Origin of the sequence: Bacillus shivajii, assembly GCF_020519665.1 — a bacterium.
Lineage (GTDB): Bacteria > Bacillota > Bacilli > Bacillales > Salisediminibacteriaceae > Bacillus_CA > Bacillus_CA shivajii.
The window spans coordinates 616716-642841 of the sequence record NZ_CP084703.1 but is presented as its reverse complement, the minus strand read 5'-3'; the positions used below and the strand labels follow the sequence as shown (position 1 = coordinate 642841).

The 26126-nt window shown below is 40.4% G+C and carries 23 protein-coding genes and 3 riboswitches; of the genes, 1 reads left to right on the top strand and 22 read right to left on the bottom strand.

The window, feature by feature from the left end:
- Nucleotides 1-25: 25 nt before the first annotated feature.
- Complete coding sequence (locus LGQ02_RS21450) at nt 26-142, top strand: EYxxD motif small membrane protein (RefSeq protein ID WP_404802376.1); 117 nt, start codon at nt 26-28, stop codon at nt 140-142.
- A 37-nt stretch (nt 143-179) separates the two neighbouring features.
- On the opposite strand, the gene purD is transcribed toward LGQ02_RS21450, so the two are convergent.
- From purD to LGQ02_RS03030, 22 genes are all read right to left on the bottom strand, one after another.
- Nucleotides 180-1436 carry a phosphoribosylamine--glycine ligase gene (gene purD / locus LGQ02_RS03135; RefSeq protein WP_226516783.1) on the bottom strand — a complete coding sequence of 419 codons (1257 nt, stop codon included), beginning with the start codon at nt 1434-1436 and terminating at the stop codon, nt 180-182.
- 84 nt (nt 1437-1520) lie between these two features.
- Nucleotides 1521-3059, bottom strand: coding sequence for a bifunctional phosphoribosylaminoimidazolecarboxamide formyltransferase/IMP cyclohydrolase (purH, locus tag LGQ02_RS03130; RefSeq protein ID WP_226516782.1), 1539 nt, complete (start codon nt 3057-3059; stop codon nt 1521-1523).
- A gap of 1 nt (nt 3060) precedes the next feature.
- Nucleotides 3061-3645, bottom strand: coding sequence for a phosphoribosylglycinamide formyltransferase (gene purN / locus LGQ02_RS03125; RefSeq protein ID WP_226516781.1), 585 nt, complete (start codon nt 3643-3645; stop codon nt 3061-3063).
- Nucleotides 3642-4676 carry a phosphoribosylformylglycinamidine cyclo-ligase gene (gene purM / locus LGQ02_RS03120; protein ID WP_226516780.1) on the bottom strand — a complete coding sequence of 345 codons (1035 nt, stop codon included), beginning with the start codon at nt 4674-4676 and terminating at the stop codon, nt 3642-3644. Before purM ends, purN begins: the two co-directional genes overlap by 4 nt.
- A gap of 15 nt (nt 4677-4691) precedes the next feature.
- A complete protein-coding gene (gene purF, locus LGQ02_RS03115) occupies nt 4692-6107 on the bottom strand; it encodes an amidophosphoribosyltransferase (RefSeq protein WP_226516779.1) in 1416 nt (471 codons plus the stop codon).
- Nucleotides 6083-8314 (bottom strand): phosphoribosylformylglycinamidine synthase subunit PurL, encoded by a 2232-nt coding sequence (gene purL / locus LGQ02_RS03110; RefSeq protein WP_226516778.1) that lies wholly within the window; start codon nt 8312-8314, stop codon nt 6083-6085. The genes purF and purL overlap by 25 nt, the downstream gene beginning before the upstream one ends.
- On the bottom strand, nt 8298-8981 hold the full coding sequence (purQ, locus tag LGQ02_RS03105) for a phosphoribosylformylglycinamidine synthase subunit PurQ (RefSeq protein ID WP_226516777.1): 684 nt from the start codon (nt 8979-8981) through the stop codon (nt 8298-8300). Before purQ ends, purL begins: the two co-directional genes overlap by 17 nt.
- On the bottom strand, nt 8978-9232 hold the full coding sequence (gene purS, locus LGQ02_RS03100; protein ID WP_226516776.1) for a phosphoribosylformylglycinamidine synthase subunit PurS: 255 nt from the start codon (nt 9230-9232) through the stop codon (nt 8978-8980). The genes purQ and purS overlap by 4 nt, the downstream gene beginning before the upstream one ends.
- A complete protein-coding gene (gene purC / locus LGQ02_RS03095) occupies nt 9220-9945 on the bottom strand; it encodes a phosphoribosylaminoimidazolesuccinocarboxamide synthase (RefSeq protein WP_226516775.1) in 726 nt (241 codons plus the stop codon). Before purC ends, purS begins: the two co-directional genes overlap by 13 nt.
- A gap of 105 nt (nt 9946-10050) precedes the next feature.
- Nucleotides 10051-11349, bottom strand: coding sequence for an adenylosuccinate lyase (gene purB / locus LGQ02_RS03090; protein WP_226516774.1), 1299 nt, complete (start codon nt 11347-11349; stop codon nt 10051-10053).
- A gap of 11 nt (nt 11350-11360) precedes the next feature.
- Nucleotides 11361-12503: a 5-(carboxyamino)imidazole ribonucleotide synthase gene (gene purK / locus LGQ02_RS03085; RefSeq protein ID WP_226516773.1), complete on the bottom strand. Its 1143-nt coding sequence runs from the start codon at nt 12501-12503 to the stop codon at nt 11361-11363.
- Nucleotides 12500-12985, bottom strand: coding sequence for a 5-(carboxyamino)imidazole ribonucleotide mutase (gene purE / locus LGQ02_RS03080; RefSeq protein WP_226516772.1), 486 nt, complete (start codon nt 12983-12985; stop codon nt 12500-12502). Before purE ends, purK begins: the two co-directional genes overlap by 4 nt.
- Before the next feature lie 206 nt (nt 12986-13191).
- A riboswitch (purine riboswitch) is annotated at nt 13192-13293 on the bottom strand.
- A 752-nt stretch (nt 13294-14045) separates the two neighbouring features.
- Nucleotides 14046-14267, bottom strand: coding sequence for an NETI motif-containing protein (locus LGQ02_RS03075; protein ID WP_226516771.1), 222 nt, complete (start codon nt 14265-14267; stop codon nt 14046-14048).
- 6 nt (nt 14268-14273) lie between these two features.
- Nucleotides 14274-14813: a DUF2179 domain-containing protein gene (locus LGQ02_RS03070; protein ID WP_226516770.1), complete on the bottom strand. Its 540-nt coding sequence runs from the start codon at nt 14811-14813 to the stop codon at nt 14274-14276.
- 234 nt (nt 14814-15047) lie between these two features.
- Nucleotides 15048-15566: an isoprenylcysteine carboxyl methyltransferase family protein gene (locus LGQ02_RS03065; protein WP_319003507.1), complete on the bottom strand. Its 519-nt coding sequence runs from the start codon at nt 15564-15566 to the stop codon at nt 15048-15050.
- On the bottom strand, nt 15563-16666 hold the full coding sequence (locus LGQ02_RS03060) for a type III polyketide synthase (protein WP_226516769.1): 1104 nt from the start codon (nt 16664-16666) through the stop codon (nt 15563-15565). The genes LGQ02_RS03065 and LGQ02_RS03060 overlap by 4 nt, the downstream gene beginning before the upstream one ends.
- Before the next feature lie 399 nt (nt 16667-17065).
- Nucleotides 17066-18379: an NCS2 family permease gene (locus LGQ02_RS03055; protein ID WP_226516768.1), complete on the bottom strand. Its 1314-nt coding sequence runs from the start codon at nt 18377-18379 to the stop codon at nt 17066-17068.
- A 142-nt stretch (nt 18380-18521) separates the two neighbouring features.
- A riboswitch (purine riboswitch) is annotated at nt 18522-18622 on the bottom strand.
- 100 nt (nt 18623-18722) lie between these two features.
- Nucleotides 18723-20261: a glutamine-hydrolyzing GMP synthase gene (guaA, locus tag LGQ02_RS03050; protein ID WP_226516767.1), complete on the bottom strand. Its 1539-nt coding sequence runs from the start codon at nt 20259-20261 to the stop codon at nt 18723-18725.
- A gap of 240 nt (nt 20262-20501) precedes the next feature.
- A riboswitch (purine riboswitch) is annotated at nt 20502-20603 on the bottom strand.
- A gap of 110 nt (nt 20604-20713) precedes the next feature.
- Nucleotides 20714-22993 (bottom strand): DUF4129 domain-containing transglutaminase family protein, encoded by a 2280-nt coding sequence (locus LGQ02_RS03045; RefSeq protein ID WP_226516766.1) that lies wholly within the window; start codon nt 22991-22993, stop codon nt 20714-20716.
- A complete protein-coding gene (locus tag LGQ02_RS03040) occupies nt 22994-24238 on the bottom strand; it encodes a DUF58 domain-containing protein (RefSeq protein ID WP_226516765.1) in 1245 nt (414 codons plus the stop codon).
- On the bottom strand, nt 24235-25158 hold the full coding sequence (locus LGQ02_RS03035) for an AAA family ATPase (RefSeq protein ID WP_226518199.1): 924 nt from the start codon (nt 25156-25158) through the stop codon (nt 24235-24237). Before LGQ02_RS03035 ends, LGQ02_RS03040 begins: the two co-directional genes overlap by 4 nt.
- A 654-nt stretch (nt 25159-25812) precedes the next feature.
- Nucleotides 25813-26103: a hypothetical protein gene (locus LGQ02_RS03030; protein ID WP_226516764.1), complete on the bottom strand. Its 291-nt coding sequence runs from the start codon at nt 26101-26103 to the stop codon at nt 25813-25815.
- Between the last annotated feature and the right edge of the window lie 23 nt (nt 26104-26126).

Genomic DNA, 26126 nt, shown 5'->3' with positions numbered 1-26126 from the left:
TAATTAATGAAGGAGGCGATGACAATTGATTGAGTATGGGATCGATACATTATTTGTCTTTTTATTGGTCTTCGGAAGTATTATCGCCGCCATGTTTTTTTGGGTGAGACTATCAAAAAAGAAAAAAATGGACCGTGAGTAAAGATCATTCGACAAGTGCCAGGCACTTGTCGAATTTTTTATTTTACTTTATGACCGATATCTTTACGATAAAAGAGTCCTTTCCACTTCTCGTTATGTAACACTTCATATGTATTAGCTATGGCTTCATCAATCGTGGTACCTAATGAAGCAAGAAGCAAGACTCTTCCTCCATTTGTAGACCACTGATCACCTTCTTTTTTCAACCCGGCATGAAACCACGTCTGCAAATGATCATCAACACGAGGGATCTGAACGATACGTCCTTTCTCGTATGAGGATGGATACCCTTCGGAAGCTAATACAACACCAACACACGCTTGGTCAGTCCATGTAATGTTTATTTCTTCCCCATTTAACGTATGTTCAAGAACATCTACTAAATCCGATTTCATTCTCGGAAGAATGACTTGTGTTTCAGGATCACCAAATCTCACATTAAACTCAATCACTTTTGGCCCTTCTTCTGTGATCATTAGCCCAGCGTATAAAACACCAGTGAACGGAACTCCTTCCTTCATCATCGCTTCAGCCATCGGACGCAACACTGTTTTTTCCGCAACATCAACCCACTCATTCTCTAAATGTGGTACAGGGGAATACGCTCCCATTCCACCAGTGTTTGGCCCTTCATCATTATCATATGCTCGCTTATGATCTTGGGCAGGAACCATTGGAATTACCGTATTACCATGGACAAATGCCATTAAAGATAATTCTTCTCCACGTAAGCACTCTTCAATAACGAGCTTACTTCCTGCCTCACCGAATGTTTTCTCCCTCATCATCGAATCAATCGCATGTAACGCATCTTCTTCATTTTCAGCGACAACAACACCTTTTCCAGCCGCTAATCCATCTGCTTTTATAACAATCGGGGCACCCATTTTTTTCACATAAGCTTTCGCTTCCTCTATCTCACCAAATGTTTCATATGCTGCAGTTGGAATGTCGTACTTTTTCATGATGTCTTTTGCAAATTGCTTGCTTCCTTCTAGTGCCGCAGCAGCTTTTGTCGGCCCAAAAATACGTAACCCTTCTTTTTCAAATACATCAACGATTCCTTCAACAAGAGGGGCTTCTGGACCGACAATCGTTAAATCGACTCCTTCTTCTTTAGCGAATTGAAGTAATTCACCGTGAGCGTTCATTTCTATTGAGATCGACTGAATGTTTTCTCCAGATATCCCATCACTACCTGGTGCGGCAAAAACTTTTTCAACTTTGCTTGATTGGGCCAATTTCCAACAAATCGCGTGTTCTCTTCCTCCACTACCAATAACGAATACTTTCACGACAACCGCTCCCCTTATTGAAGTTGTTCAAATGAGCCTGTGACAACCCTTTTCATTTACTTGTATCAAAATCGTGCTAGACGATTAATGTTTAAAGTGACGAACTCCTGTAAAGACCATCGCAATCCCATATTCATCCGCTTTATCAATTGATTCTTGATCACGCTTTGATCCACCTGGCTGAATAATTGCTGTAATACCTGCCTTGGCAGCGGTTTCTACAGTATCACTCATTGGGAAAAATGCATCAGACGCCATAACCGACCCTTTAGCTTCCTCGCCCGCTTGCTCGATTGCGATTTTCGCTGAACCTACACGATTCATTTGCCCAGCCCCAATACCAATTGTTCGATCCTCTTTTCCTAAAACAATGGCGTTTGATTTTACGTGCTTAACAACTTTCCAGGCCATCTTCAACTGTTTCCATTCATCTTCTGACGGCTCACGCTTCGTCGGGTTTGTTACTGAAACATCTTCAAAACTTAACGTATCTGTTTCTTGCATTAACGCACCACCTGATACCGTCGTAATTCGTTGTTCAGATGAATGATTATGCTCAAGATTTACTTTCAATAATCGAAGGTTTTTCTTTTCTGTTAATATCGCTAAAGCTTCTTCAGAAAAATCAGGTGCAATAATAATCTCAAGGAAGATTTCTTTCATTTTAACAGCTGTTTCACCATCAATTTTTCTGTTAGAAGCAACAATCCCTCCAAAAATTGAAATCGGATCAGCTTCATATGCTTTTTCGTATGCTTCAAAAACCGATTCACCAACTCCGACACCACAAGGGTTCATATGCTTAATTGCTGCAACAGCTGGATCTGTAAAGTCTCTTACCACTGCAAGTGCCGCATCTGCATCATTGATGTTGTTGTATGAGAGCTCTTTTCCATGTAACTGTTCAGCATTTGCAATCGATGCTGGATTCCCTAATGGCCTTTCGTAAAAAGCTGCTTGCTGATGAGGGTTTTCTCCATAACGTAACATTTGCTTTTGGTTGTATGTGACTGTCAGCGTTTCAGGCGCCTCATCTCCTACTTGTGTTGTTAAGTATTCAGCAATAAGTGCATCATAAGAGGCTGTATGACGAAATGCTTTTGCAGCAAGCTTTCGTCTTCTCATTTCCGTTAATTCTCCGTCATTTTGTTTTAATTCTTCTAAAATGACCGGGTAATCTTTTGAATCAACGATCACAGCAACGTCTCGGTGGTTTTTCGCAGCTGCACGAATCATTGAAGGACCACCTATATCAATATTTTCAATCGCATCATCATATGTAGAATCAGGGTTTTCAATCGTTTGCTGAAATGGGTACAAGTTGACAATGACATAATCGATTAAGCCGATGCCTTGTTCTTTTAAGGCTGATAAATGCTCTTCATTGTCACGTACGGCTAGTAATCCCCCGTGAATCCTCGGGTGAAGAGTTTTCACACGACCATCCATAATTTCAGGGAAGCCTGTTACTTCTTCAATCCCAATGACTTTTACACCCGCTTCTTGTAATGCCTTCTTTGTCCCGCCAGTCGAAATAACCTCTATACCTAAGTCTTCAAGATCTTGTACAAAGGGAATGATTCCTGTTTTATCCGAAACACTGACTAATGCACGCTTTTTCATATTATCCTCCACTCCTTTTTAACTTTTCGATTACGAATTGAATTGTTGCTGGATACAATGAATGCTCGATTCTTTGTATTCGTCTTTGGACCTCTTCTTTCGAATCCCTCTCATCTATTTTAACAGCTTCTTGTGTAATAATTGGACCAGTATCCATGCCATGATCGACAAAGTGTACAGTCACACCAGTCACTTTCACTTTTGCATCATGAGCTTGACCGACTGCATCCAACCCTGGGAATGCCGGTAATAAAGATGGGTGAATATTTAGGATCCTTCCTTCGTAATGTGACAATAAAGTCGGTCCAATAAGACGCATATAACCAGCTAAAACAATAAGCTCAATTCCATACTCTTCTAGTTTATTTAGAATCTTTCTTTCAAATGCTTCTTTTGAATCGAAAAGTTTTGGGTTAAAACTGTACACAGGAATATTGTAAGGTGCAGCACGTTCAATCACAAAAGCATTTGCATTATCAGTCACTAATAACTTCACATTCCCATCTATATTTCCGTTTCTTTCAGCTCGAACAACCGCTTCAAAGTTACTGCCGCTTCCTGATGCAAAAACTGCAATATTTATCACTGGAGTTCCCCCTTCAAAGAGACTCCTTTTTCATCTGTCACTGTTCCTAAAACAATCGGTGACTCACCGGCTTCCATTAACATTTTACAAGCCTGATCTACATCATCTTTTTTTACAGTAACGACAAAGCCTATTCCCATATTAAATGTCGTAAACAAATCTTCGTTTGAAAGCTTGCCTTTCTCTTTTAACCATTCAAAAATAGCTGGCACTTCCCACGCATCAAGGTCAATATCTGCTCCTAAGTGATCTGGTAACATACGAGGAATGTTTTCATAAAAGCCACCACCTGTAATGTGAGCAGCACCTTTAAGGATCTTTTCTTCGAATAATGGCAGTAATGCTTGAACATAAATTTTCGTCGGTGTTAAACAAACGTCTCCAATCGTTTTCCCACTCGAATCAAACGAGTCATTCCAAGATAACCCTTCATCTTTTACAATCTTTCTTACTAGTGAAAATCCATTACTATGGATCCCACTTGAAGGAAGACCAATGACTACATCTCCTGCTGTAATTGATGTGGAATTTATGAGACTCTCTTTTTCTGCAATCCCAACAGTAAAACCTGCAACATCATATTCATTATCATCATATAAATCAGGCATTTCAGCTGTTTCTCCACCTATAAGAGCACACTGCGACTGGCTACACCCTTCAGCAATACCAGAAACAATTTGTTCAACAATCGTTGGATCGTTTTTCCCAAGCGCTAAATAGTCTAGGAAAAACAACGGTTTTGCTCCTTGCGCGATCACGTCGTTGACACACATTGCTACAGCATCAATACCGATCGTATCATACTTCTTCATTTCTTGAGCGATCAACAGCTTGGTACCAACTCCGTCTGTTCCAGATACTAGTACAGGCTCTTTATACGAAAAAGCAGAAAGGTCAAATAGCCCACCGAAACTCCCTAGTGCTCCCATGACTCCTGGCTGTTTTGTTGATTCTGCATGCTTTTGAATACGACGAACACCTTCATATCCCGCTTCAATATTTACACCGGCTGCTTCATATGCTTTTGACATAACGAAGTACTCCCTTCAATAAACCTTTTCATATGGGTGATCAGATTCTGGATAAATTTCAGTTGGATAACTCCCTGTAAAACACGCAAGACATTGCCCACAATTTTCCATATCGTTTGACCGACCTATTCCTGCTTTCAAACCATCAACCGTTAAGTAAGACAACGAATCAGCACCGATTTCTTCGCGAATTTCCTCGACAGTTTTTGTTGCTGCAATTAATTCACCTTTCGTCGATGTGTCAATCCCGTAAAAGCATGGGTTTGTAATGGGCGGGGCACTAATCCGAACGTGTACTTCCTTCGCTCCTGCCTCTTTTAACAAACGAACAATACGGCGACTTGTCGTACCGCGTACAATTGAGTCATCAACCATGACGACTCGCTTTCCTTCAACCACCCCACGTACTGCAGAAAGCTTCATTTTCACTCCTTGTTCTCGGAGCTCTTGAGATGGCTGAATAAACGTTCTTCCTACGTAACGGTTTTTAATGAGTCCTAATTCGTATGGAATCCCAGTTTGCTCTGCATAGCCAATCGCGGCAGATATACTAGAATCAGGTACACCTGTAACGACATCGGCTTCCACCGGGTGTTCGAAAGCTAGCTGCTTCCCAAGATTTTTCCTTGCATGATGAACATTGATCTGATCGACATTACTATCTGGACGAGCAAAATAAACATATTCCATTGAACAAATCGATCGTTTCGGAGAGAGTGAAAACCGCTCACTACGAATCCCTTCATCATTAATAATGAGTAATTCCCCTGGCTCAACTTCCCGTTCATATGTCGCACCGATAATATCAAACGCACACGTTTCTGAAGAGACAACATACGCATCACCTAACCGTCCGAGTGATAATGGTCGCAGTCCATTTGGGTCGAGGGCAACCATTAAAGTATCTTCAACCATGACCATAAATGCGTAAGCGCCTTTCACCATCGTCAGCGCATTTTTCACGTTATCTTCGAGATGCTCATAACCACTTCGCTTTATAAGGTGAGCTAATACTTCTGTATCTGATGTCGTTTGAAAAATACTTCCCTGTCGTTCTAAATGATGCTTCAAAGCTGTCGCATTGACTAAATTCCCATTATGAGCGAGAGCAAGACTCCCCGTTTGCGAGTTAAACATTAACGGTTGAACGTTTATGAGGTCACTGTCACCAGACGTTGTATAGCGAACATGACCAATTGCTCCTGATCCGTGAAGTTGGTCGATTTCATCTGAATTAAACACTTCATTAACAAGGCCAAGCCCTTTTTTCGCTTTCAACTTCTCACCATCTGTTACAACGATCCCAGCACCTTCTTGGCCACGGTGTTGTAAACTGTGTAAGCCATAATAGGTAATATGAACAGCATCTTTATGCCCCCAAACTCCGAACACACCGCACTCTTCATTTAACCCTTTGATTTCAGTAAGCATGAAATGGCACCTCTCCATGTGTCTTCAAGGTTTTGAACGCTTTCTTTTGTCACAAGCTGACCTTTTGCGTTATATACAAATAACTCGTCACTTTTCGTTACTTCACCGACACAAGTTGCTTCTGGAACGAATTTTTCGAACATGTTTCTTTCCTCTTTTGAAACCGTCAAAATATAACGAGAAGGAGTTTCAGCAAAACATTGCGTGATAACATCGTCAGCGTTTAACGTAACGGATGCACTTAACCCAGTTCCAAACGCACACTCAGCTAGCCCAACAAGGAAACCTCCTTCAGATAAATCATGTGCGGATTGCACAGTGCCAGACTGAATCGCATGTAATACACGGCTTTGTCTTTCTTTTTCTACTGATAAGTCAATTTTTGGAGGTCGACCTGATATGTCTCCTTCAAGAAGCTTTTGTATTTCGCTACCACCAAAGTCTTCAGCTGTTTCACCGAGAAGGTAAATAAGATCGCCTTCTTGTTGGAACTGTTGACGCGTGATGTGGTCAGTATGTTCGATTAAACCAACCATCCCAATAACTGGCGTTGGATATACCGCCCCTTTTGCCGTTTCATTATATAAAGAGACGTTCCCCCCAATAACAGGTGTTTCGAGAAGTTCACACGCTTCGCTCAAGCCGTCCGTTGATTTTTCTAACTGCCAAAAGATTTCCGGCTTATCAGGACTTCCGTAATTTAAGCAATCTGTGACACCGAGGGGTTTCGCTCCAGAACATACGATATTTCTCGCTGCTTCAGCGATCGCAAGTTTTCCACCTTCATATGGATCGAGATATAAATAACGAGAGTTACAATCTGTCGTCATCGCAAGTGCCTTTTCTGTTTCACGAATGCGAAGCACAGCTGCATCTGAACCAGGCTGCACAACCGTATTTGTTCGAACCATATAATCGTATTGGTTGTAAACCCACTCTTTACTTGCAATTGTTGGTTGGCGTAATAAATCATGCCATGTTCGGTTGATGTCGTTTACTTTGGGTACATATGGAACTTGTTGCTGAAATTTTTCAAAGTAAGCTGGAACAGTTGAAGGCTTATGATAAACAGGGGCTTCTTCTGCTAACGCATCAACTGGCACATCTGCAACGACTTCTCCGTTATGAAGAAGACGAAGGCGATGATCGTCTGTCACATTTCCTACAACAACCGCTTTTAGTCCGTAGCGTTCAAAGAGTTCGATCATTTCCTCTTCACGACCCGCTTCAACAACGAGTAACATTCGCTCTTGTGATTCCGATAGCATCATTTCATATGCACTCATATTCCGCTCACGTTGTGGGACTAAATCTAAATTCATTTCAATACCTGAACCTGCTTTACTAGCCATTTCTGCTGAGGAAGACGTAAGCCCAGCTGCTCCCATATCTTGAATTCCGACTAATGCATCGTTTTTCGTAGCTTCTAAGCACGCTTCAAGAAGCAACTTCTCCATAAATGGGTCACCGACTTGCACCGCAGGACGTTTCGCTTCCGACTCTTCACTAATCTCTTCAGAAGCAAAAGTCGCTCCGTGAATCCCATCTCTTCCTGTACTTGCGCCAACATAGATGACTGAGTTTCCAACACCTTTTGCTTGCCCTTTTTGAATGTCTTTATGGTCGATTAAGCCAACGCACATCGCATTCACTAGGGGATTCCCTTCATAACAAGGGTCAAATTGGACTTCACCACCAACAGTTGGTATTCCGATACAATTTCCGTAACCTGCAATCCCTGCTACGACTTCTTCAAATAAATATTTCACTCGTGGCTTCGTTAACTCCCCGAATCGTAACGAGTTTAATAGCGCGACCGGACGAGCTCCCATTGAAAAAACATCACGAATAATTCCACCGACACCCGTTGCTGCTCCTTGATACGGTTCAATTGCTGAAGGATGATTATGGCTTTCGATCTTAAATACGACAGCTTGCTCATCACCAATATCGATAATGCCTGCTCCTTCTCCAGGTCCTTGTAATACCTTTTCACCAGAGGTTGGGAATTTCTTTAACAACACTTTCGAATTTTTATAACTACAATGTTCTGACCACATGACTGAGAATAATCCTAGTTCTGTATAATTCGGTAGACGTCCTAAAATATCTTCAACCATTTGAAACTCAGAATCTGTTAAGCCCATCTCACGAAATAGATGGTCTTCTTTGATTTTTTGTGGTGATGGTTCATGAAGTAATTGCATGTTGTTCCCTCCACTCTTTTAATATTGATCGGAAAAGTTGTAATCCATCGCCAGAACCGAGAAGTTCATCGACCGCCCGTTCTGGATGAGGCATCATCCCTAGCACATTTCCTCTTTCATTTGTGATCCCTGCAATGTTGTTTTTCGATCCATTAATATTGTCTTTATACGTAAATACGATTTGATGATTTTGTTTTAGCTTCGTAAGTGTTTCTTCATCACAATAATAATTCCCGTCCCCATGAGCGACTGGGATTGTAATTTCTTGTTTGCTTTCATATCCTGACGTAAACATCGTTTCATTGTTTTCAACGATGAGTGTGACTGGACGACATATGAACTTTAATTGTTCGTTTCTTCTCATTGCTCCAGGAAGCAGGCCGACTTCTAGTAAAACTTGAAATCCATTGCACACACCGAGGACAGGCTTACCTACTTCTGCTGCTTCAACGACTGCTTTCATAATCGGAGAAAACTGAGCAATCGCCCCAGACCGAAGATAATCTCCGTAAGAGAATCCTCCCGGTAGTAAAATACCATCGAATGAATCTAAGTTCTCTTGATCATGAGTCACGAACTCAACGTCTGCTCCTAGTTCATCCTTCATTGCATGGTACATGTCGATATCACAATTTGAGCCTGGAAAGACGATGACAGCAAACCTCATGAGCGAGCACTCTCCTTTATTTCATAGCGATAATCTTCAATTACTGGATTAGCTAGCAATTTTTCACACATTGCCTCTACTTGCTCATTCACTGATTGTGCTGTTTCATCTATCATCAATGTCATGACTTTTCCAATGCGAACCTCTTCTATTCCCTCAAACCCAAGGTGGTCTAATGAATTCTTCACCGCTGTCCCTTGTGGATCTAGAACTCCTTCTTTTAACGTCACGTATACTTTTACTTCGTACATGTTATGTCTCCTCCTAATCGTTGTAAAATCGTTTCATAACCTTCTTGTAAGCTCCCGAGTTGAAAGCGAAACAAATCTTTATCAAATGATTCTCCTGTGTGTATATCCCATAACCTACAAGTGTCTGGTGAGATCTCATCTGCTAGCAGAACGCTTCCTTTTGTGTCACGTCCGAATTCAAGTTTAAAATCGACTAATTGAATATCAACCTCTTTGAAGAGGTCGATTAATAAGTCATTAACATGGATAGCAACATCACGCATTTTGTCTACCTCTTCTTTAGTTGCGAGCTTTAAAGCATGGATATGGTCAATATTTATCAGTGGATCACCTAGATCATCGTCTTTTAAGTAAAATTCAACGATTGGTTTTTCAAACGTTTGGCCACGTTCTACCCCAAGTCGTTTCAATAAACTTCCAGCAGCGATGTTTCTTACAACGACCTCTATCGGAATGATCTCAACCTTTTTTACGAGCTGTTCATTTGCTGAAAGGCGCTTAACGAAATGACTTTGTACTCCTAAACTGTGTAACTTTGAAAAGAGCAGGCTACTAATTTCGTTATTGAAAACCCCTTTTCCAGTTAGGACATCCTTTTTTTCACCGTTAAAAGCTGTTGCATCATCTTTGTATTCGATGAACAAGATATTTTCTTCCGACGTTTCGTAGATTCGCTTCGCTTTCCCTTCGTAAAGCATCGTTCTTTTTTCCATGGTGAACACTCCTTGTTTTCGGAATATTGGCAATATTATCCCTACAAAGGGAGGTAATCCCTCTGATTATTTTTTGTTATAAAGCTCCTGCTGTGATTTCTTTTATTATTCGTTTAAGCCAACTCGTTCAAAAATTGTTTCGACATGCTTTAAGTGGTGGTTGTAGTCAAAGCAGTCATCAATTTCTGCGGGAGTTAATTTTTCAGTAATTCTTGCGTCAGCTTCAACTAGTTCTCTAAATTGGATGCCCTTCTCCCAAGCTTCCATCGCTTTAGGCTGAACAAGGTCATACGCTTCTTCACGAGCCATTCCTTTATCAATTAACGAAAGTAGAACTCGTTGAGAGTAAATTAAGCCGTATGTACGGTCCATATTACGTTTCATGTTTTCTGGGAATACCGTTAAGTTTTTCACGATATTGCCGAAACGGTTGAGCATATAATTTAATGTGATCGTTGCATCAGGCAAGATGATTCGCTCAGCTGATGAATGAGAGATATCACGTTCATGCCAAAGGGCGATATTTTCATATGCTGTCATCACATGACCTCTTAGCACTCGTGCAAGTCCCGTCATGTTCTCCGAGCCGATCGGATTACGTTTATGCGGCATTGCAGACGATCCTTTTTGCCCTTTTGCGAAAAACTCTTCAACTTCTCTCGTTTCACTTTTTTGCAATCCGCGAATCTCAACAGCCATTTTTTCGATGGAAGATGCGATTAAAGAAACTGTTGCGATGTAATGAGCATGGCGGTCGCGTTGTAATGTTTGTGTTGAAACTGGAGCTGCTTCTAGTCCAAGCCCTTCACAAACATACTTTTCAACGAACGGATCAATGTTTGCATATGTGCCAACTGCACCCGAAATTTTTCCGAAACGAACACCTGCAGCTGCTTGACGGAACCTCTCTAAATTTCGTTTCATTTCTTCATACCAAAGAGCAAGTTTTAAGCCGAACGTTGTCGGTTCTGCGTGCACACCATGGGTACGCCCCATCATAACAGTCATTTTATGCTCTTTTGCTTTCTCTTTTAAAATATCGATGAAAGTAACTAAGTCTTTTTCTAAAATTTCGTTTGCTTGTTTTAGTAAGTAAGAAAGTGCTGTATCAACAACGTCAGTCGATGTTAATCCGTAGTGCACCCACTTCCTTTCGTCACCTAACGTTTCAGAAACGGCTCTTGTAAAAGCAACAACATCATGACGCGTTTCTGCTTCAATTTCTTTAATTCTTTCAACATCAAAAGACGCATTTTCCCGAATTTTTTTCACGTCTTCCTTTGGAATATCTCCTAACTCAGCCCATGCTTCACATGCTTGAATTTCTACTTCCAACCATGCTTGAAACCTGTTTTCTTCCGTCCAAATTTGCCCCATCTCTGGGCGTGTGTAACGTTCAATCATCTTATTTCCTCCTAAAAGTCTCTGTTGTCATGCCAAATCGGCGATGCTTCAATTTTGTTTAATGCTTCTTCAATATCGTCAGCTAGCACTGTCACATGCCCCATCTTTCGCCCTTTTTTCGCTTCTTTTTTTCCGTATAAATGAAGATGAGCGCCTTTAAGGTCACGAATATGTGTCATTACATTTGGTACATGCTCTCCTAATATATTAACCATGACTGCAGGTTTAAGTAAATCTGTCTTTCCTAATGGCCAACCACAAACTGCACGAATATGTTGGGAAAATTGACTCGTTTGGCAAGCATCAATTGAAAAGTGCCCAGAATTGTGAGGTCGCGGTGCTAATTCATTGACGTAAACATCACCGTCTTTTGTGACGAACATCTCGACTGCAAGGGTACCGATGAGGTGAAAAGAATTTGCTAGGTGCTCGGCAATTTGCAATGCTTTCCTCTCAATATCTTTTGATATACGGGCGGGGACGATCGTTTGATGAAGAATGTTATTGACGTGAATGTTTTCTGCAACTGGAAAAGTCGTCATTTCTCCATGCACACTCCTAGTTACAATCACTGATATTTCTTTTTCAAACGGAAGCCACGCCTCTAAAACAAACGGTCCCTTCCCCTTTAATTGTTCCCATGCTCTATCTATTTCACTTTCTTCTCGAATTACCATTTGGCCTTTCCCGTCATAACCACCTCTTGTTGTCTTTAAAACTACAGGTGTACCAAGACTTGATGAGGCATTTTGCACCTCTTCATATGTATTCACTTTTTTATAAGGAACGACTGGCACATCAAAAGACGTAATCGCTCTCTTTTCTTCATTTCGATCTTGTGTAATTGAAAGGAGGTCGCCACCTTGTGGCAAATACATCTGCTTTTCTAGCCAAGTGGCTGTCTCTGAGTCAATGTTTTCAAACTCGTACGTTAATACGTCACACATTTGTGCGAGCTTTTCTGCACCTGATAAGTCATCATATGCTGCTTCGACTTGATCATCAGCGACTTGACCACATGGAGAATTAGGTGTCGGATCGAGTACCGCAATGTTGTAGCCCATTTGTCTTGCTGAAATCGCCATCATCCGCCCTAGCTGTCCTCCGCCTAAAATACCGATCGTTTTCCCAGGTTCGATCCAGCGTTCCCTCATAGTAGTTCACTTCTTTCTAGAACTTCTTCACGTTTGGCTTGACGACGCTTTTCAAGTGCATCGTCCACTGCTTCATCATGGACAGAAAGCTGTTGTGCGGCTAAAAGTGCGGCATTGATTGCCCCAGCTTTGCCGATCGCCACTGTGGCTACAGGGACCCCCGCTGGCATTTGCACGATTGAAAGAAGAGAGTCCATTCCATCAAGGGCTTTTGATTGGACAGGAACACCGATAACTGGCAATGTCGTTTTCGCTGCAACCATTCCAGGTAAATGTGCAGCTCCTCCCGCTCCAGCGATGATAACGTGTAACCCTCTCTCTCTCGCAGTCTCTGCATAATCAAACATGTAATCAGGTGTACGATGTGCCGAGACAACTTTCTTTTCATAACCGATCCCTAACTCATCTAATGTATGTACCGTATGTTTCATCGTCTCCCAATCTGACGTCGATCCCATAATGACACCAACTTTCACGGTCATTTGATCCCCTCCTTTAATAACATCAGTCCTGCTTTTTTTGAGTAATATAAAGTTTAGATGGCTTTTTGGCTCCCTTTTCCGATCCTGATGACATAAAAAAACGTGTCCATTTGGCCACATGAGGGGACAAACGAACACGCAAAACTAACAATCTATCATTGACGAAACATCTCTGTACTTATTATTAAATACACAGACCTAAACATTCGTCGCGCCGTCTCCCTCATAGTCCGATGATTTACGGTCATCAGGTAGAAACTTTCGGGCCATATTCCCAATATTATATGAGGTATTATTTAATTGTTTTGTTGAGTTTATCATATCAAATAAAAAAGACAGAAGTCAACTGTTTTTCGAACGTTTTAGTAGTAATTTTATTTAATGTTCGTGTTTTGACCGAGGATCTTTGCTCCGACTTAAATACACGTTCACATTTGTTTTTATAAGGCGGACAATTTATGTATGGCGTGGGTACGGATATGAATATAGGGGAGTGCCCTTGTTTGTTTATCGGTTTACTTGCGAGTTTAATCTTTTACTTGCGAGTTTTATGATTTACTTGCGTTTTATACTTTTGTTCATCACTCTCCTGATTTCTTCATCTCTTCCTTGATTTCACCCTCCCCTTAATTTCTTCAAGCTCGCCGATTCTTACTACCTCCGTTTCAAACATTTTAAACAAAACTTGGCGTATCATTAAAGAGATTCTTAGTACTCTTCACCTGCGACGAGTAACCGCAGGAGCACCGAGCAACGACTTCTTCGAAATCCCTTCGAGCTGCGACGAGTAACCGCAGGAGCACCGAGCAACGGCTTCTTCGAAATCCCTTCGAGCTGCGACGAGCAAGCGAAGTGTGCTTACTTAGAAGCTCTTATGCTTTAGTGCAAGCCCAATAAGGAACTTCGGCTAAAGTCGATCACGTCCTGTGATCAACACCGAAGCCACCACCTCCTGTGGAAGTAAGCCTTAGTTGCGGTTATACTATCAGCCGAAATTTTATAAACTCTGATAGTATAAAAAAACACAGTAGTAATCGCATATTGCGCCCTACTGTGTTCATTAATTTTGTATCTTTCCTTCAAAAACGATTTGTTGTTTTGCCACTTCGACTTCTGTCTTTCCATTTTTCGTAACTTCCTGCAAAATTGGTTCTTCCATCCGTCGCACGGGCATATAGCCTGCTTTTTTCATACGTTCAAGACAAGCATCAATCGTTTCTCCATCTTCAACATAAAACTTTTGCTTTTTTGGTTGATCGTTTTTCTTTTGTTTTTTTGCCATAAACAGTTACCTGCGTACTCCTTTCACCCAGAATCCGCCGAAGAATGCCTTCGTTTCATGCGAGATAATAAATGCGTTCGGATCCATATTTTTCACGGTCGTATACAAATCATATTCGGACTTCCTTGATGTTAAGATCTCCATCATGAGACGCTCCCCTTCACGCCCGTATGCAACCCAGTTTGTTACGCCGTATCCTTTATCACGGAGCGCATTCGGGATATCTGGTTCATATTCTTTTGTTATCACATTAACTGTAATATAACCTAAAGCGAGCTTCTCTTCAATCTTAATTCCAACAAGAACTCCAGTTGCATAACCTAACGCATATGCGATTAAATTCTCAATTCGGTCTAAATTGTCTAAAACGAGGCCTAAACCGATAATATATACAATAATTTCAACGATACTTACTATAGCTGCCGAATAACGTTGTCCTTTCAAAGTAAAGATCATTCGAACTGTAAATAGTGTTACGTAGACGATATTAATAACTAAAATAATCGCAAGCATCCCTACAGCATTTTCTAAAATGAAGTCTATCATTTTTCTCCCTCCCTACATAAATCAAGCAAAAAAACAGCAATATAAACCTTATAACTTGACTGTTCGTCATATAAGTCGATTAGGGTTATTTTACATTACTATTCGTACAATTCCTACATTATACTTCTGTTATCTCAATTATTGTAGTTGTTATTTTTACAAAAAGATATAGTTTTTCAGTAAAAAATTTAGACAAAAATTTTAAAAAGCCTTTTTATCTGGGAAGGGGAGAAATTATTTTGTTTCAAGAAGCCAATTGAGTGCTTCTTCTTCTTTCGGGATACGGACAAGCAATAGTATGCATGCATTTAAAATCGTAAAAACAACCGCTGTGATATAAGCTTGAAACAATAAGGGGAGAGAGACCAATTCAATCGCAACAATGACATAGTTTGGATGGCGAATCCATTGATAAGGACCTTTACGAACCTTTTCTTCACCAGGTAGGACAATAATTTTTGTGTTCCAATACTTCCCTAATGACGTGAGCACCCACACTCTGCCGATTTGTGCGACAAGGAAAATACTTAATACAAACGGCCACCAGCTAATTAGTTCAGCTCCTTTGTAAAATACTTCAACCGTTAATGAAATGAAAAAACTAAGGTGTAACAACACAATCCATTTGTAATGCTGTTCACCAAATTCTTTTGCACCACGTTCTTTCATCCATTGTTCATTCTTTTTTGCTAAAACTAGTTCAATACCACGTTGAAAAATAATGAGAAGAAGTAAAAACCAAAAGATCGTCACGCCATATTCCTCCATTCTAAATGAACAAGTTCTGAGCTAAAACCAGGTCCTAGAGCTGTCATAATCCCAACACTTCCCGACTGCGGTGTTAATTCCATATTTTCTTTTAACACGTACAGGACGGTTGGTGACGACATATTCCCGTGCTCTTCTAACACTTGTCTTGGGATCGTTGTCATGTCTTGTGAAAAACCAAGCGCTTTCTCGTAAGCTTCAAGTACTTTCTTTCCTCCTGGGTGTGCAACAAAATGTGTCACTTCATCCATGGATAGGTGTTGATCATTCAAAAATGTTTCTAAGTTCGGTCGGAGCCAATTCGTAATAATGGTCGGGATGTCCCGCGAAAAGATAACATGCAATCCTTCATTTTTCACATCCCAGCCCATGACATCTTCCGAATCAGGCATCAACGTTGACTGCGTACCTTTGATAAATGGGACACACCGATGCTGAAAGTTAGTGCTTTCTTTTTTTACCACTTCATCACCAGCAATGAGTGTACACGCAACGCCATCTGCAAATAATGATGTACCAACAAGATTGCTTTTTCGTGTATCATTTCTTTGAAAAGTAATACTGCACAATTCGATACACAGAACGAGTACTTTTGCATTAGGAAACGCAAGGCAATATTCATAAGCTCGACTAACTCCTGCCGCACCTCCAGCACAACCTAATCCCCAAATCGGAATACGTTTCGTATGTGGTGAAAAGAAAAGCTGGTTCATAATTCTCGCATCAATCGTTGGGGTAGCTAGACCAGAACTTGAAACGAAGAAGATCGCGTCGATCTCACTTTCGTGCAATTCTTGTTTTAAAAAGGTTTCGTTATTTAAACATTGAGTAATCGCTTCGCGTCCCATCTTAACCGATTTTTCAATATATAAATCGTTTTTCTCTTCAAACGAATGTTCTTTTTCAAACCACTCTTTCGGTACGACAAAGCGCCTTCTCTTGATTTGACCGTTATCAAAAATTTGCATCATTCGCTCAATGTCAGGAAACGATTCGCGAAATAATTCACGTACAACCGCTTCGGTTTCCCTTTGTTCAATTGTATACGGAGGGGGATTCGTACTAACAGATAAAATCGCTGGCATCTAGGGGCCTCCTAAGTAAATTAAGTTGAATCTAGTTTGTCCATATTCCCCATATTTATCCATTTAAAACAAGAAGGAATTGGGCTCGTTACGTGCGGTTATCCCTTCTCGTGTGCGATGGTTCTGGCTCACGTGCGATCATTCCTTCTCACGTGCGGTTATCCTCACCCACGTGCGATTACCCCTCCTCACGTGCGATTACCCCTTCTCACGTGCGGTTACCCCTTCTCAGGTGCGATCATTCCTTCTCACGTGCGATCATTCCTTCTCACGTGCGATCATTCCTTCTCACGTGCGATTATCCTCGCTCACGTGCGATCACCCTCGCTCACGTGCGGTCGCCTCTCTGAATACCATAAAAACCCAGGTGCCAGGCACCTGGGTTTTTATTCCAATCTACTATTCTCCTAAATAGACAAAGTAGAAGATAAAGACGAAGAATAGGATGTACATAATTGGATGTACTTCTTTTCCTCTTCCTTTACAAAGCATCGTAATTGGATACATGATAAAACCTAATGCGATCCCTGTTGCAATACTGTATGTGAGTGGCATTGCGATGATTGTTAAAAACGCCGGAACGGCAATTTCAAATTTCTTAAAGTCAATGTTTGATAATGCTGAAGCCATTAATATACCAACGATAATTAATGCTGGTGCAGTAACTTCTGCTGTTATAACAACGAGTAACGGCGAGAAAAACAATGCTAATAAAAAGAGTAAACCAGTAACTAATGAAGCAAAACCAGTTCGTGCTCCTGCTGCGATCCCTGAAGATGACTCAATGTAAGCAGTCGTTGTCGGTGTACCTAAAACAGCTCCAATTGATGTTGCAGAAGAATCTGCTAAAAGGGCACTTTTTGCACGAGGCAATTTGTTATTTTTCACAAACCCAGCTTGGTTTGCTACGGCATAAAGTGTTCCTGCTGTGTCAAAGAAATCGACAAATAAAAACGTTAAAATGACAATTAATAATTGATAAGTAAAAATTTCTGATAGGGCCATTTCACCAAATGGCGCAAATGCTGCACCGAACGTTGGCGCTAAACTTGGAATCGACCCTACAATCGAATTCGGAGTTGGAATAACTGTAAAGATGACACCAACGATTGCTGTAATGATCATTCCGTAAAAAATCCCACCACGAAGGCCAACCGCCATTAATATTACTGTAATGACAACACCAAAGACAGCTAACAATGTAGGTCCTTGACTTAAATCCCCAATTTGAACGAGGGTTGCTTCAGATAATACAACGATACCAGCACTTTGAAGTCCAATAAACGCAATAAATAATCCGATACCTGCTGCTGCTGCATATTTTAATTCTTCCGGAATCGCATTAATGATTTTTTCACGAATTCCAACAAGGGTGATAATGATAAAAATGACACCAGACATAAATACACCTAATAGTGCAGTCTCCCAAGGAATTCCCATTCCTAAAACAACCGAATAAGTAAAAAATGCGTTTAACCCCATGCCTGGTGCTAATGCAATTGGGTATTTAGCGATGAGCCCCATAATGATCGTACCAATTGCTGCTGCAAGAGCTGTCGCAACATAAATAGCACCTGTATCCATCCCCGTTGGTTCAAGAACGTTCGGATTTACGAATAAAATATAAGCCATCGCGAGAAAAGTCGTTAATCCTCCAAGAAACTCTTTACGATAAGATGTGTTTAACTCATTAAAACGAAAATAACGATCCATTTGTATACCTCTCCCTTTTTCGTGATTCTTTTCCTGCCAATAAAAAACTCCAACCACTAATCATGGCCGGAGTTTCCGTTCATACGAAACGACGAAAAATGGAAACGGATGAGCTGCAAATCACACATCTACCTTCTGCTTCCAAATATATATCATCGTTCGTAGTCAAGCCATTTACGGTAGCTTGGTAGAAACTCACGGGCCGATTCCCGAAATTATACGAACTTTCGACAGATTTATTTTTTACATTGTTAGTATATCAACGCCCACTATATGTGTCAATGAAAAAACGAACATTACAGTGGATCACCCACCATAATGTTCGTTTATATTTTTTTGCACCTTATTCCCACTCAATCGTTGAAGGTGGCTTTGATGTAATATCGTACACAACACGGTTTACATGCTTTACTTCATTAACGATCCTTGTAGAAATTACTTCAAGCACGTCATACGGGATTCTCGCCCAATCGGAAGTCATTCCATCAATGGATGTTACGGCACGAATACCGACAGTATAATCATACGTACGAGAGTCTCCCATCACGCCAACACTTCGCATATCGGGAAGCGCAGTGAAGTATTGCCAAATTTCACGATCTAAACCGGCTTTCTTAATTTCTTCACGTAAAATCGCATCTGATTCACGAACAATCTCTAGTTTTTCGTCTGTAATTTCACCTAATACCCGAATTCCAAGACCTGGCCCTGGGAATGGTTGACGCCAAACAACTTCATCAGGTAGGCCAAGCTCTGTACCGACAGCACGAACCTCATCTTTAAACAATGTATTTAACGGTTCAATCAAATCAAATTTCATATCTTCTGGTAAACCACCAACATTATGGTGAGACTTAATCGTTGCTGCAGTGTCCGTTCCACTTTCAATAATGTCCGTGTAGAGTGTTCCTTGTGCTAAAAAGTCAATACCTTCGAGCTTTCCTGCTTCCTCTTCAAAAACATAAATAAACTCATTACCGATGATTTTTCGTTTTTCCTCTGGGTCTTTCACACCTTCAAGTTTTGACAGGAAACGTTCTTGTGCATCAATCTTTACAACATTCATATCAAAACCTTCAGTGAAAGTTTTCATGACACTTTCTGCTTCCCCTTTTCGAAGCAGACCGTGATCGATAAACATACAAATTAATTGATCGCCAATCGCTTTATGGATAAGTGCAGCAACAACAGAAGAATCAACACCACCACTTAGTGCACATAATACTTTACGATCGCCAACTGCTTCACGGACTTTCTCCATCTCCATTTCAATGAAGTTTTCCATCGTCCAATTGCCTTCACATTCACAGATGTTATAGACAAAGTTTTTCAACATCTCATTGCCGTGCTCTGAATTTCTTACTTCAGGATGGAATTGAACACCATATAGACTTCTACTTTCATCACTCATTGCTGCAACAGGACATGACACATTTGTCGCATCAACCGAAAATCCAGCCGGCGGTTCAACAACTTTATCACCATGACTCATCCAAACAGATTGCTTTTTCGGTAAGTCTGCATATAATTTACTTTCATTTTGCACTTCCAAAATCGCTTTTCCGTATTCACGGTGATTCGCAGCTTCTACTTTCCCTTCAAAATGATGTGTCATAAGCTGCATCCCGTAACAAATACCAAGGACCGGAATCCCTAAATCAAAGATTCTTTCATCGCATCGTGGAGCTCCATCTGCATAAACACTCCCTGGTCCTCCTGAAAAAATAATGCCTTTCGGATTCATTTCTTTAATTTCTTCTACCGTAATTTTGTGAGAGTGCAGTTCACTGAAAACTCCCAAATCACGAATTCGGCGTGCTATTAACTGGTTATACTGTCCGCCAAAATCGAGTACGACGATTTTTTCTTTGATTTCTTGCATACTTCATCCACCTTTTCATTTTTTATGCATATATCTTTTTCAGTATAAACGTAGACCATCACTTCGTATTCACCTTTTTTCAAACGCTTCACACATCAATAAAAACATCCGTTATGAAAGGGCAGTTAGGATAATCTAATAACATTTTCCATCTTTTTTATGAAAATATAAAAAAACTAGAAACCTCCTTCGTGAAAAAAAGACACGAAGGCAGAATTCCTAGTTTCATCATATATACAAAAAGAGAAAATCTGCCTTCATAGTCAGGCTGTTATCGGCAACCCGGTAGAGACTCTTAGGCCTTATTCCTAAGGATATATGAGGCAAGTTTATACAGTTTTATCATTTCGTTCAAAAACGTTAGCAAACTCGTGTCGCTTTATGACGATATTCGTTCTATTTTTGAACGCGTGCTTTTAATGGATTCATTTTAACAGTCCATTTCTCCTTGGTCAAGAGTTCAGTGACTTCACCAATTCTTGCCAATGCTTTTGGTGTTTCTTCCAATCTATCTCTACATCACGTTTTCCATAGTAGATTTTTTCATACGTTTCAGTTAGCTTTGTCATCGACAATGAATTTAAAACTCTATCAACACGAGATGCATATTCCCTTAACGTCTCTCCATCTCCCATCGGTAAACCTTCATTTTCTAAAATCCATAACAATCTTCGATAAGCTGGAGTGAACTGATCGTCACTTTGACTCAACTTATATCGGAGCATAAAATAACGGTTTTGTAGAAGGTTTTGTTTTTGGTAGATGATCATAACAAGAACGAGCACAACAATCGAGATGAGAACGTTTTTTGGAGTGAGATATTCTGCAAAAAGATCAGAACTTCCTCCTCCGCCTCCGATTGCTGAAGCGTCAGTATCATCATAATCTTCCATTTCAGGATTCATATCATCCAAATTTGGCATATCGCGTTCTTGATCTTCAGCGTCTTCTCTTTCATCTAAATCGATTTCAATACTTTCTTCTTCTTCCTCAATAAATTCAACGTTGTTATCAAAACCTTGTGTCGGCTCGAATGGAACCCAACCAACATCTGGAAAGTAAACTTCTACCCAAGAGTGTGCGTTAGAATTTGTAATTTCAAAACGCTTTTTCCCATCATCTAACGTTTCAATTTCCTCACCTTGCGTAAAGCCTTTTACCCAACGAGCTGGAATATCAATTGCTCGTAACATAACGGCCATCGAGGTTGAATAATTATCGCAATACCCGTACTGTGTTTCAAATAAGAATTGATCAACGTAATCTTCACCCTCGTCGGGAATTGGAATATTTGTTGTTCGATATTCAAAGTCGTTTTCAGAAAAATACTGTTCAACAGCAACAGCCATATCATAGCGGTTATCGAGGTCCTCGGTAATTTCCTCTGCAAGCTCCACCACACGTTCAGGTAAATCATCTGGTAGTTGCAAATATAGTTCTCGAATTTCATCAGGATCTTCTATAGAACTGTTCTTTAACGCTTCAATTTCAAATTGAGGGTTATTATACTGAATCGTGTATTGAGTAAGCTGCAAGTCATCATTATTATTTGTTTGCGCCATCACTCTTCCGCCTACAATATCCGTTAAAAACTGTAATGGAATTCCACCACCACTTGTCCCATTTACTAAATAATCAAGTGAATCAACGTCTACATCTGTCAGTTCACCAGGATAAAAGAAGTGGTTAAATCCTATACCTTCCTCCATCATAACCGTTGTTTCTAGCTCTTCATTATACGCACTGTTAAACATGCGATAGTCAATACCTTCACCATAAATGGATCTTGAATCAACGTATGTCGGTTCTGAAACCCAGCCATGCCCTGTGTATTCATGCTTTGATTCTCCACGCCAATACGCCGGTTCTTCGATAGCTGCATAGAAAACTGTCCCGTGATCTTGAATGAATCCGCCACCTAGGCGCTCATCATTTTCTCCATATCCAACTCTTCGAACCCCTTCACCTGTACCTGTACCGTTCTCACCAAGGACGTATTGTTGAAAAGTCGGAACAGGGTCCTCCCATTGTGGTTCAAACTTCGGTGCTGTATAACCGATTGATGTCGCGATTAAGATCACGAAGATTAACGTATACATCCAAGCCGAAGAAATAAAAGCTGTAGACCTCCGCCCAATTGCTCTTTCAACTTCCTGGACTTTTAACATATGAAGTAACGTCATAATAAAAAATCCAATAATGACAATTCGAACAATGGCCATCGATGCATCAACCGGAGTAAACGTATCTAATACTGTAATGTAAATAACAGTTGCTAATAAGAAAAAGAAGATTTTTTGCGTGTAAAATACCCAAAAGTAAATTAAATAACAAACCAGAGCTAGTAGTAAAAAGAGTAAAAATGTCCGAAAGACGTCAGTTAAGGCCACTAACTCCCATGAAAAAATTAGTTGAATATTGTAAGTCAGTTCATGTAGAAAAGAGCGAATCGTTTCTCCTCCGCCTTCACGACTAAAAAAGCTGCCACCACTGAAAATATAATGGAGACCATATATACTGCCGATAAATAATGCAGGCAAGGAAAAGTATAAAGGGATACGCAAATAAATTAAGACCGCACTAAATAGTGCAAACAAAACAAAGACATCAATATGGCCAGTATTTGTTACAACAGGTATCGGCCGAAGCCACTCCCATAAAATTAAGAAAGCTAACGTATAAATAAAAAAGTGAGTAATCGTTGCTTTCGGTTGTTCGTTTCTCTTTCTCATTTAATCACCCGCGTTAGTTGTGATTGCTTGATCTAGATTTCCTCCAGAGAGCAAATAAGCCTCAGCACCTAATCGTTTTATTTCTTCAAACCGTTTTTCTTCCCAACTATCTTTTATGTTTCCTCGATCCATTAAGCAGAAGTACACTTGCACTCTACGAGACAAAAACACTTTGATTCGTTCCAACATTTGATCTGTTAACTCTGCAGAAACGATAATCATTGTTGTTCCTGTTGGGACTTCACTTTCATATTCTTTCAACCTTGATGCAAAGTTCCCTTTTCCATCTGCTTCCACTTTAGAAAGATGAGTGATCAATCTTTTTTGATGATCAGCCCCAGCATCAAGTGGGTAAGCTCGATTTGCCTCTCCTAACGTCCACAACCCAATTTGCAGCCTTTTTTTCGTTGCATACATCACAATAGATGTAACAAGTTCAATCCCTTTTTCATAGGCTTCAAGTTCCGGTTGATTTTTGTTCGGAACATGATTATTAAAAATTACTAAAAAGTTTTGACCAATATATTCTTCAAATTCCTTCGTCATTAATTTGCTTGCTCTTGCTGTTACTTTCCAATCAATACTTGTTAGCTTGTCTCCTGGAACGTATTCACGTGAACCCGCCACTGACGTAATATCTTCTACAAAATCCATTGAAGAAAGACGTGTTTCCATGTCATGCCGCTCAAAAGCTGACCATCGCTCAATCTCGTGATAATTTGGGTAAACGAGTAGTGATTCTTTAATCTCTATAAACTTTCTCTTTTTAAACAGCCCAAACATGTCGCTTGTTTCTAAATAAATACCGTACAAAAAGTACTCACCGCGTTTTATGCTGGAGACCGTATAAGAATATTCAAGCTCTTTTTTTACCGTCGGATAAAAAATCATTTTTGAATGGTGAGCAGGTATTTGTTTTTTTAAACTGTCACCAATTTCATCTGTGACTGATAAATAGAGAAACGGAAATGGCCATTTTCGTTGAATTCGTACAGTAACTTTCATTTCAGACCCGGCTATCCTTGCTCCTTCTCCCATATCTCGGGTCACATGAAAACTACCTAATGGAATTGCCGCATATAATAACATTAAAATTACGAGCATCGTTATCGTATAAAATAAAAACCAGCTAACAAATCCGCCTTGAAACATCGCATAGCTGAAGATTCCTACGAATACACCAATGACAAAAAGTACTTTCAAACTAAGCTTTATTGCCACCCATAATCGGTTTGGTTGCTTCATTTTGCTGATTCTTTCCCAACTGGAATAGTTACTTGCTCTACGATGTCCCGAACCACTCGCTCATTATTCATGTTTGAAAGTTTCGCATCCGAATTTAATAGTATTCGGTGTCCAAGAACAAATGGTGCTAAATATTTAATATCGTCTGGTACGACATAGTCACGGTCTTGAATATACGCATATGCTTGCGCCGCTTTCATTAAAGCAATGGAAGCACGTGGGCTCGCCCCTAAATAAACAGCATGGTGCTGTCTTGTTGCATTTACAAGATTAATAATATACTCTTTCACGATTTCATCAACGTATATATCAAGAACTTGCTGTTGCATTTCTACTAATTCATCAAGCGAAATCACAGGTTCTAAGTCTTCAATCGGATGACGCTTCTCTACTCGTGATAACACTTCGAGCTCTTCAGACTTTGAAGGATAACCGATTTTAAACTTGAATAAAAATCGGTCTAATTGAGCTTCTGGTAATGGGTATGTTCCGCCATATTCTATTGGGTTTTGTGTCGCCATCACAAAAAACGGATTTTGTAGTTCACGCGTCTGACCGTCCGTTGTCACACTTCCTTCTTCTAATGCTTCAAGTAAAGCTGCTTGAGTCTTTGGTGACGTACGGTTGATCTCATCAGCTAACACGACGTTTGCCATAATAGGCCCTGGTCGGAATTGGAACTCCAATGTTTTTTGGTTAAAGATTGAAACACCTGTGACATCAGATGGTAACAAATCCGGTGTAAATTGAATTCGCTTAAAGTCTGCACCAAGAGACTTTGCTAGTGCACGAACCATCATCGTCTTTCCAACACCTGGGACATCCTCTAAGAGAACATGTCCACCACTTAGTAATGCGATAAGACTTAATTCGACTTCTTTTCGTTTACCAACGACAACTCGTTCAACGTTTTCGACCATTTTATTTACACGAGGCTCTTTCACCACTGATTCATTCGATATACTACGCAAACCATTTCCTCCTCACGATATGTTCGAACATTCAAACTATTAAATGTACGAATCTATTACACACCCCTTATCATATCATGAACTACTCTATGATTCGTAGATATATAACCACGTTTTTTTAGAAAAATAACATAAAATTACCAGTTTCACAGAATAAATCTTCTCAACCTCCAACCTGTATCCATAATGAAATAATTTATACTTTGTATGAATCTTAAAAATCTTTCGATTTAACTTTGTTGGATTATTACTAGAATCCGTTACTGGCGGACGCTTTCCACGGGCAATGCTTCAGCCTCCTCCTTCGCATAAAACGCGCTCATTGCGGGGTTCTGTCTCTTCCTCTACTAGTATCGCTCTGGAGTTTTATCCGTCGAGACAACTCGAAGCTTATTCGTGAAGTAGCGCTCGTTCCTGCGGTAAAAGCGAGCCAGGCGAGAACCCACAGGGCGCTAGACCGAGGAGACTCGTGGATCGCCCGCAGAAAGCGAGTGGTGAATGGCATATCAACAACCACCATCACGGATTCAGGTCCAAGCTAAAAAACCAATAATCCCCAGGTGACAGGCACCTGGGGATTATTGGTTATGAGTGGTCGTTAAGTTACATACCTCTTCTCATTTGGTGGTGCGGGAAATGGTGATGATCTTTTGGCGTTTTCGGCTCCCGCAACGTATTGTCGTATTTGGAATTTTCATCATCGTATACATAATCAATATCTACTGTGACGACATAATGTCCTTGTTCAAAGAAACGTTCATACAGTTTAGCGTCTTCATTATCTCTTCCAATGATTTTAATGTCTTCTTCTTCATATCCTCGTTCTTTTAATTCTTGAAACACATCTTCCTTTTGCTGCAACGTATCCATTACCGCAACAACTTTTCGCTCCATCAGGATAATCACCTCCATAAGGG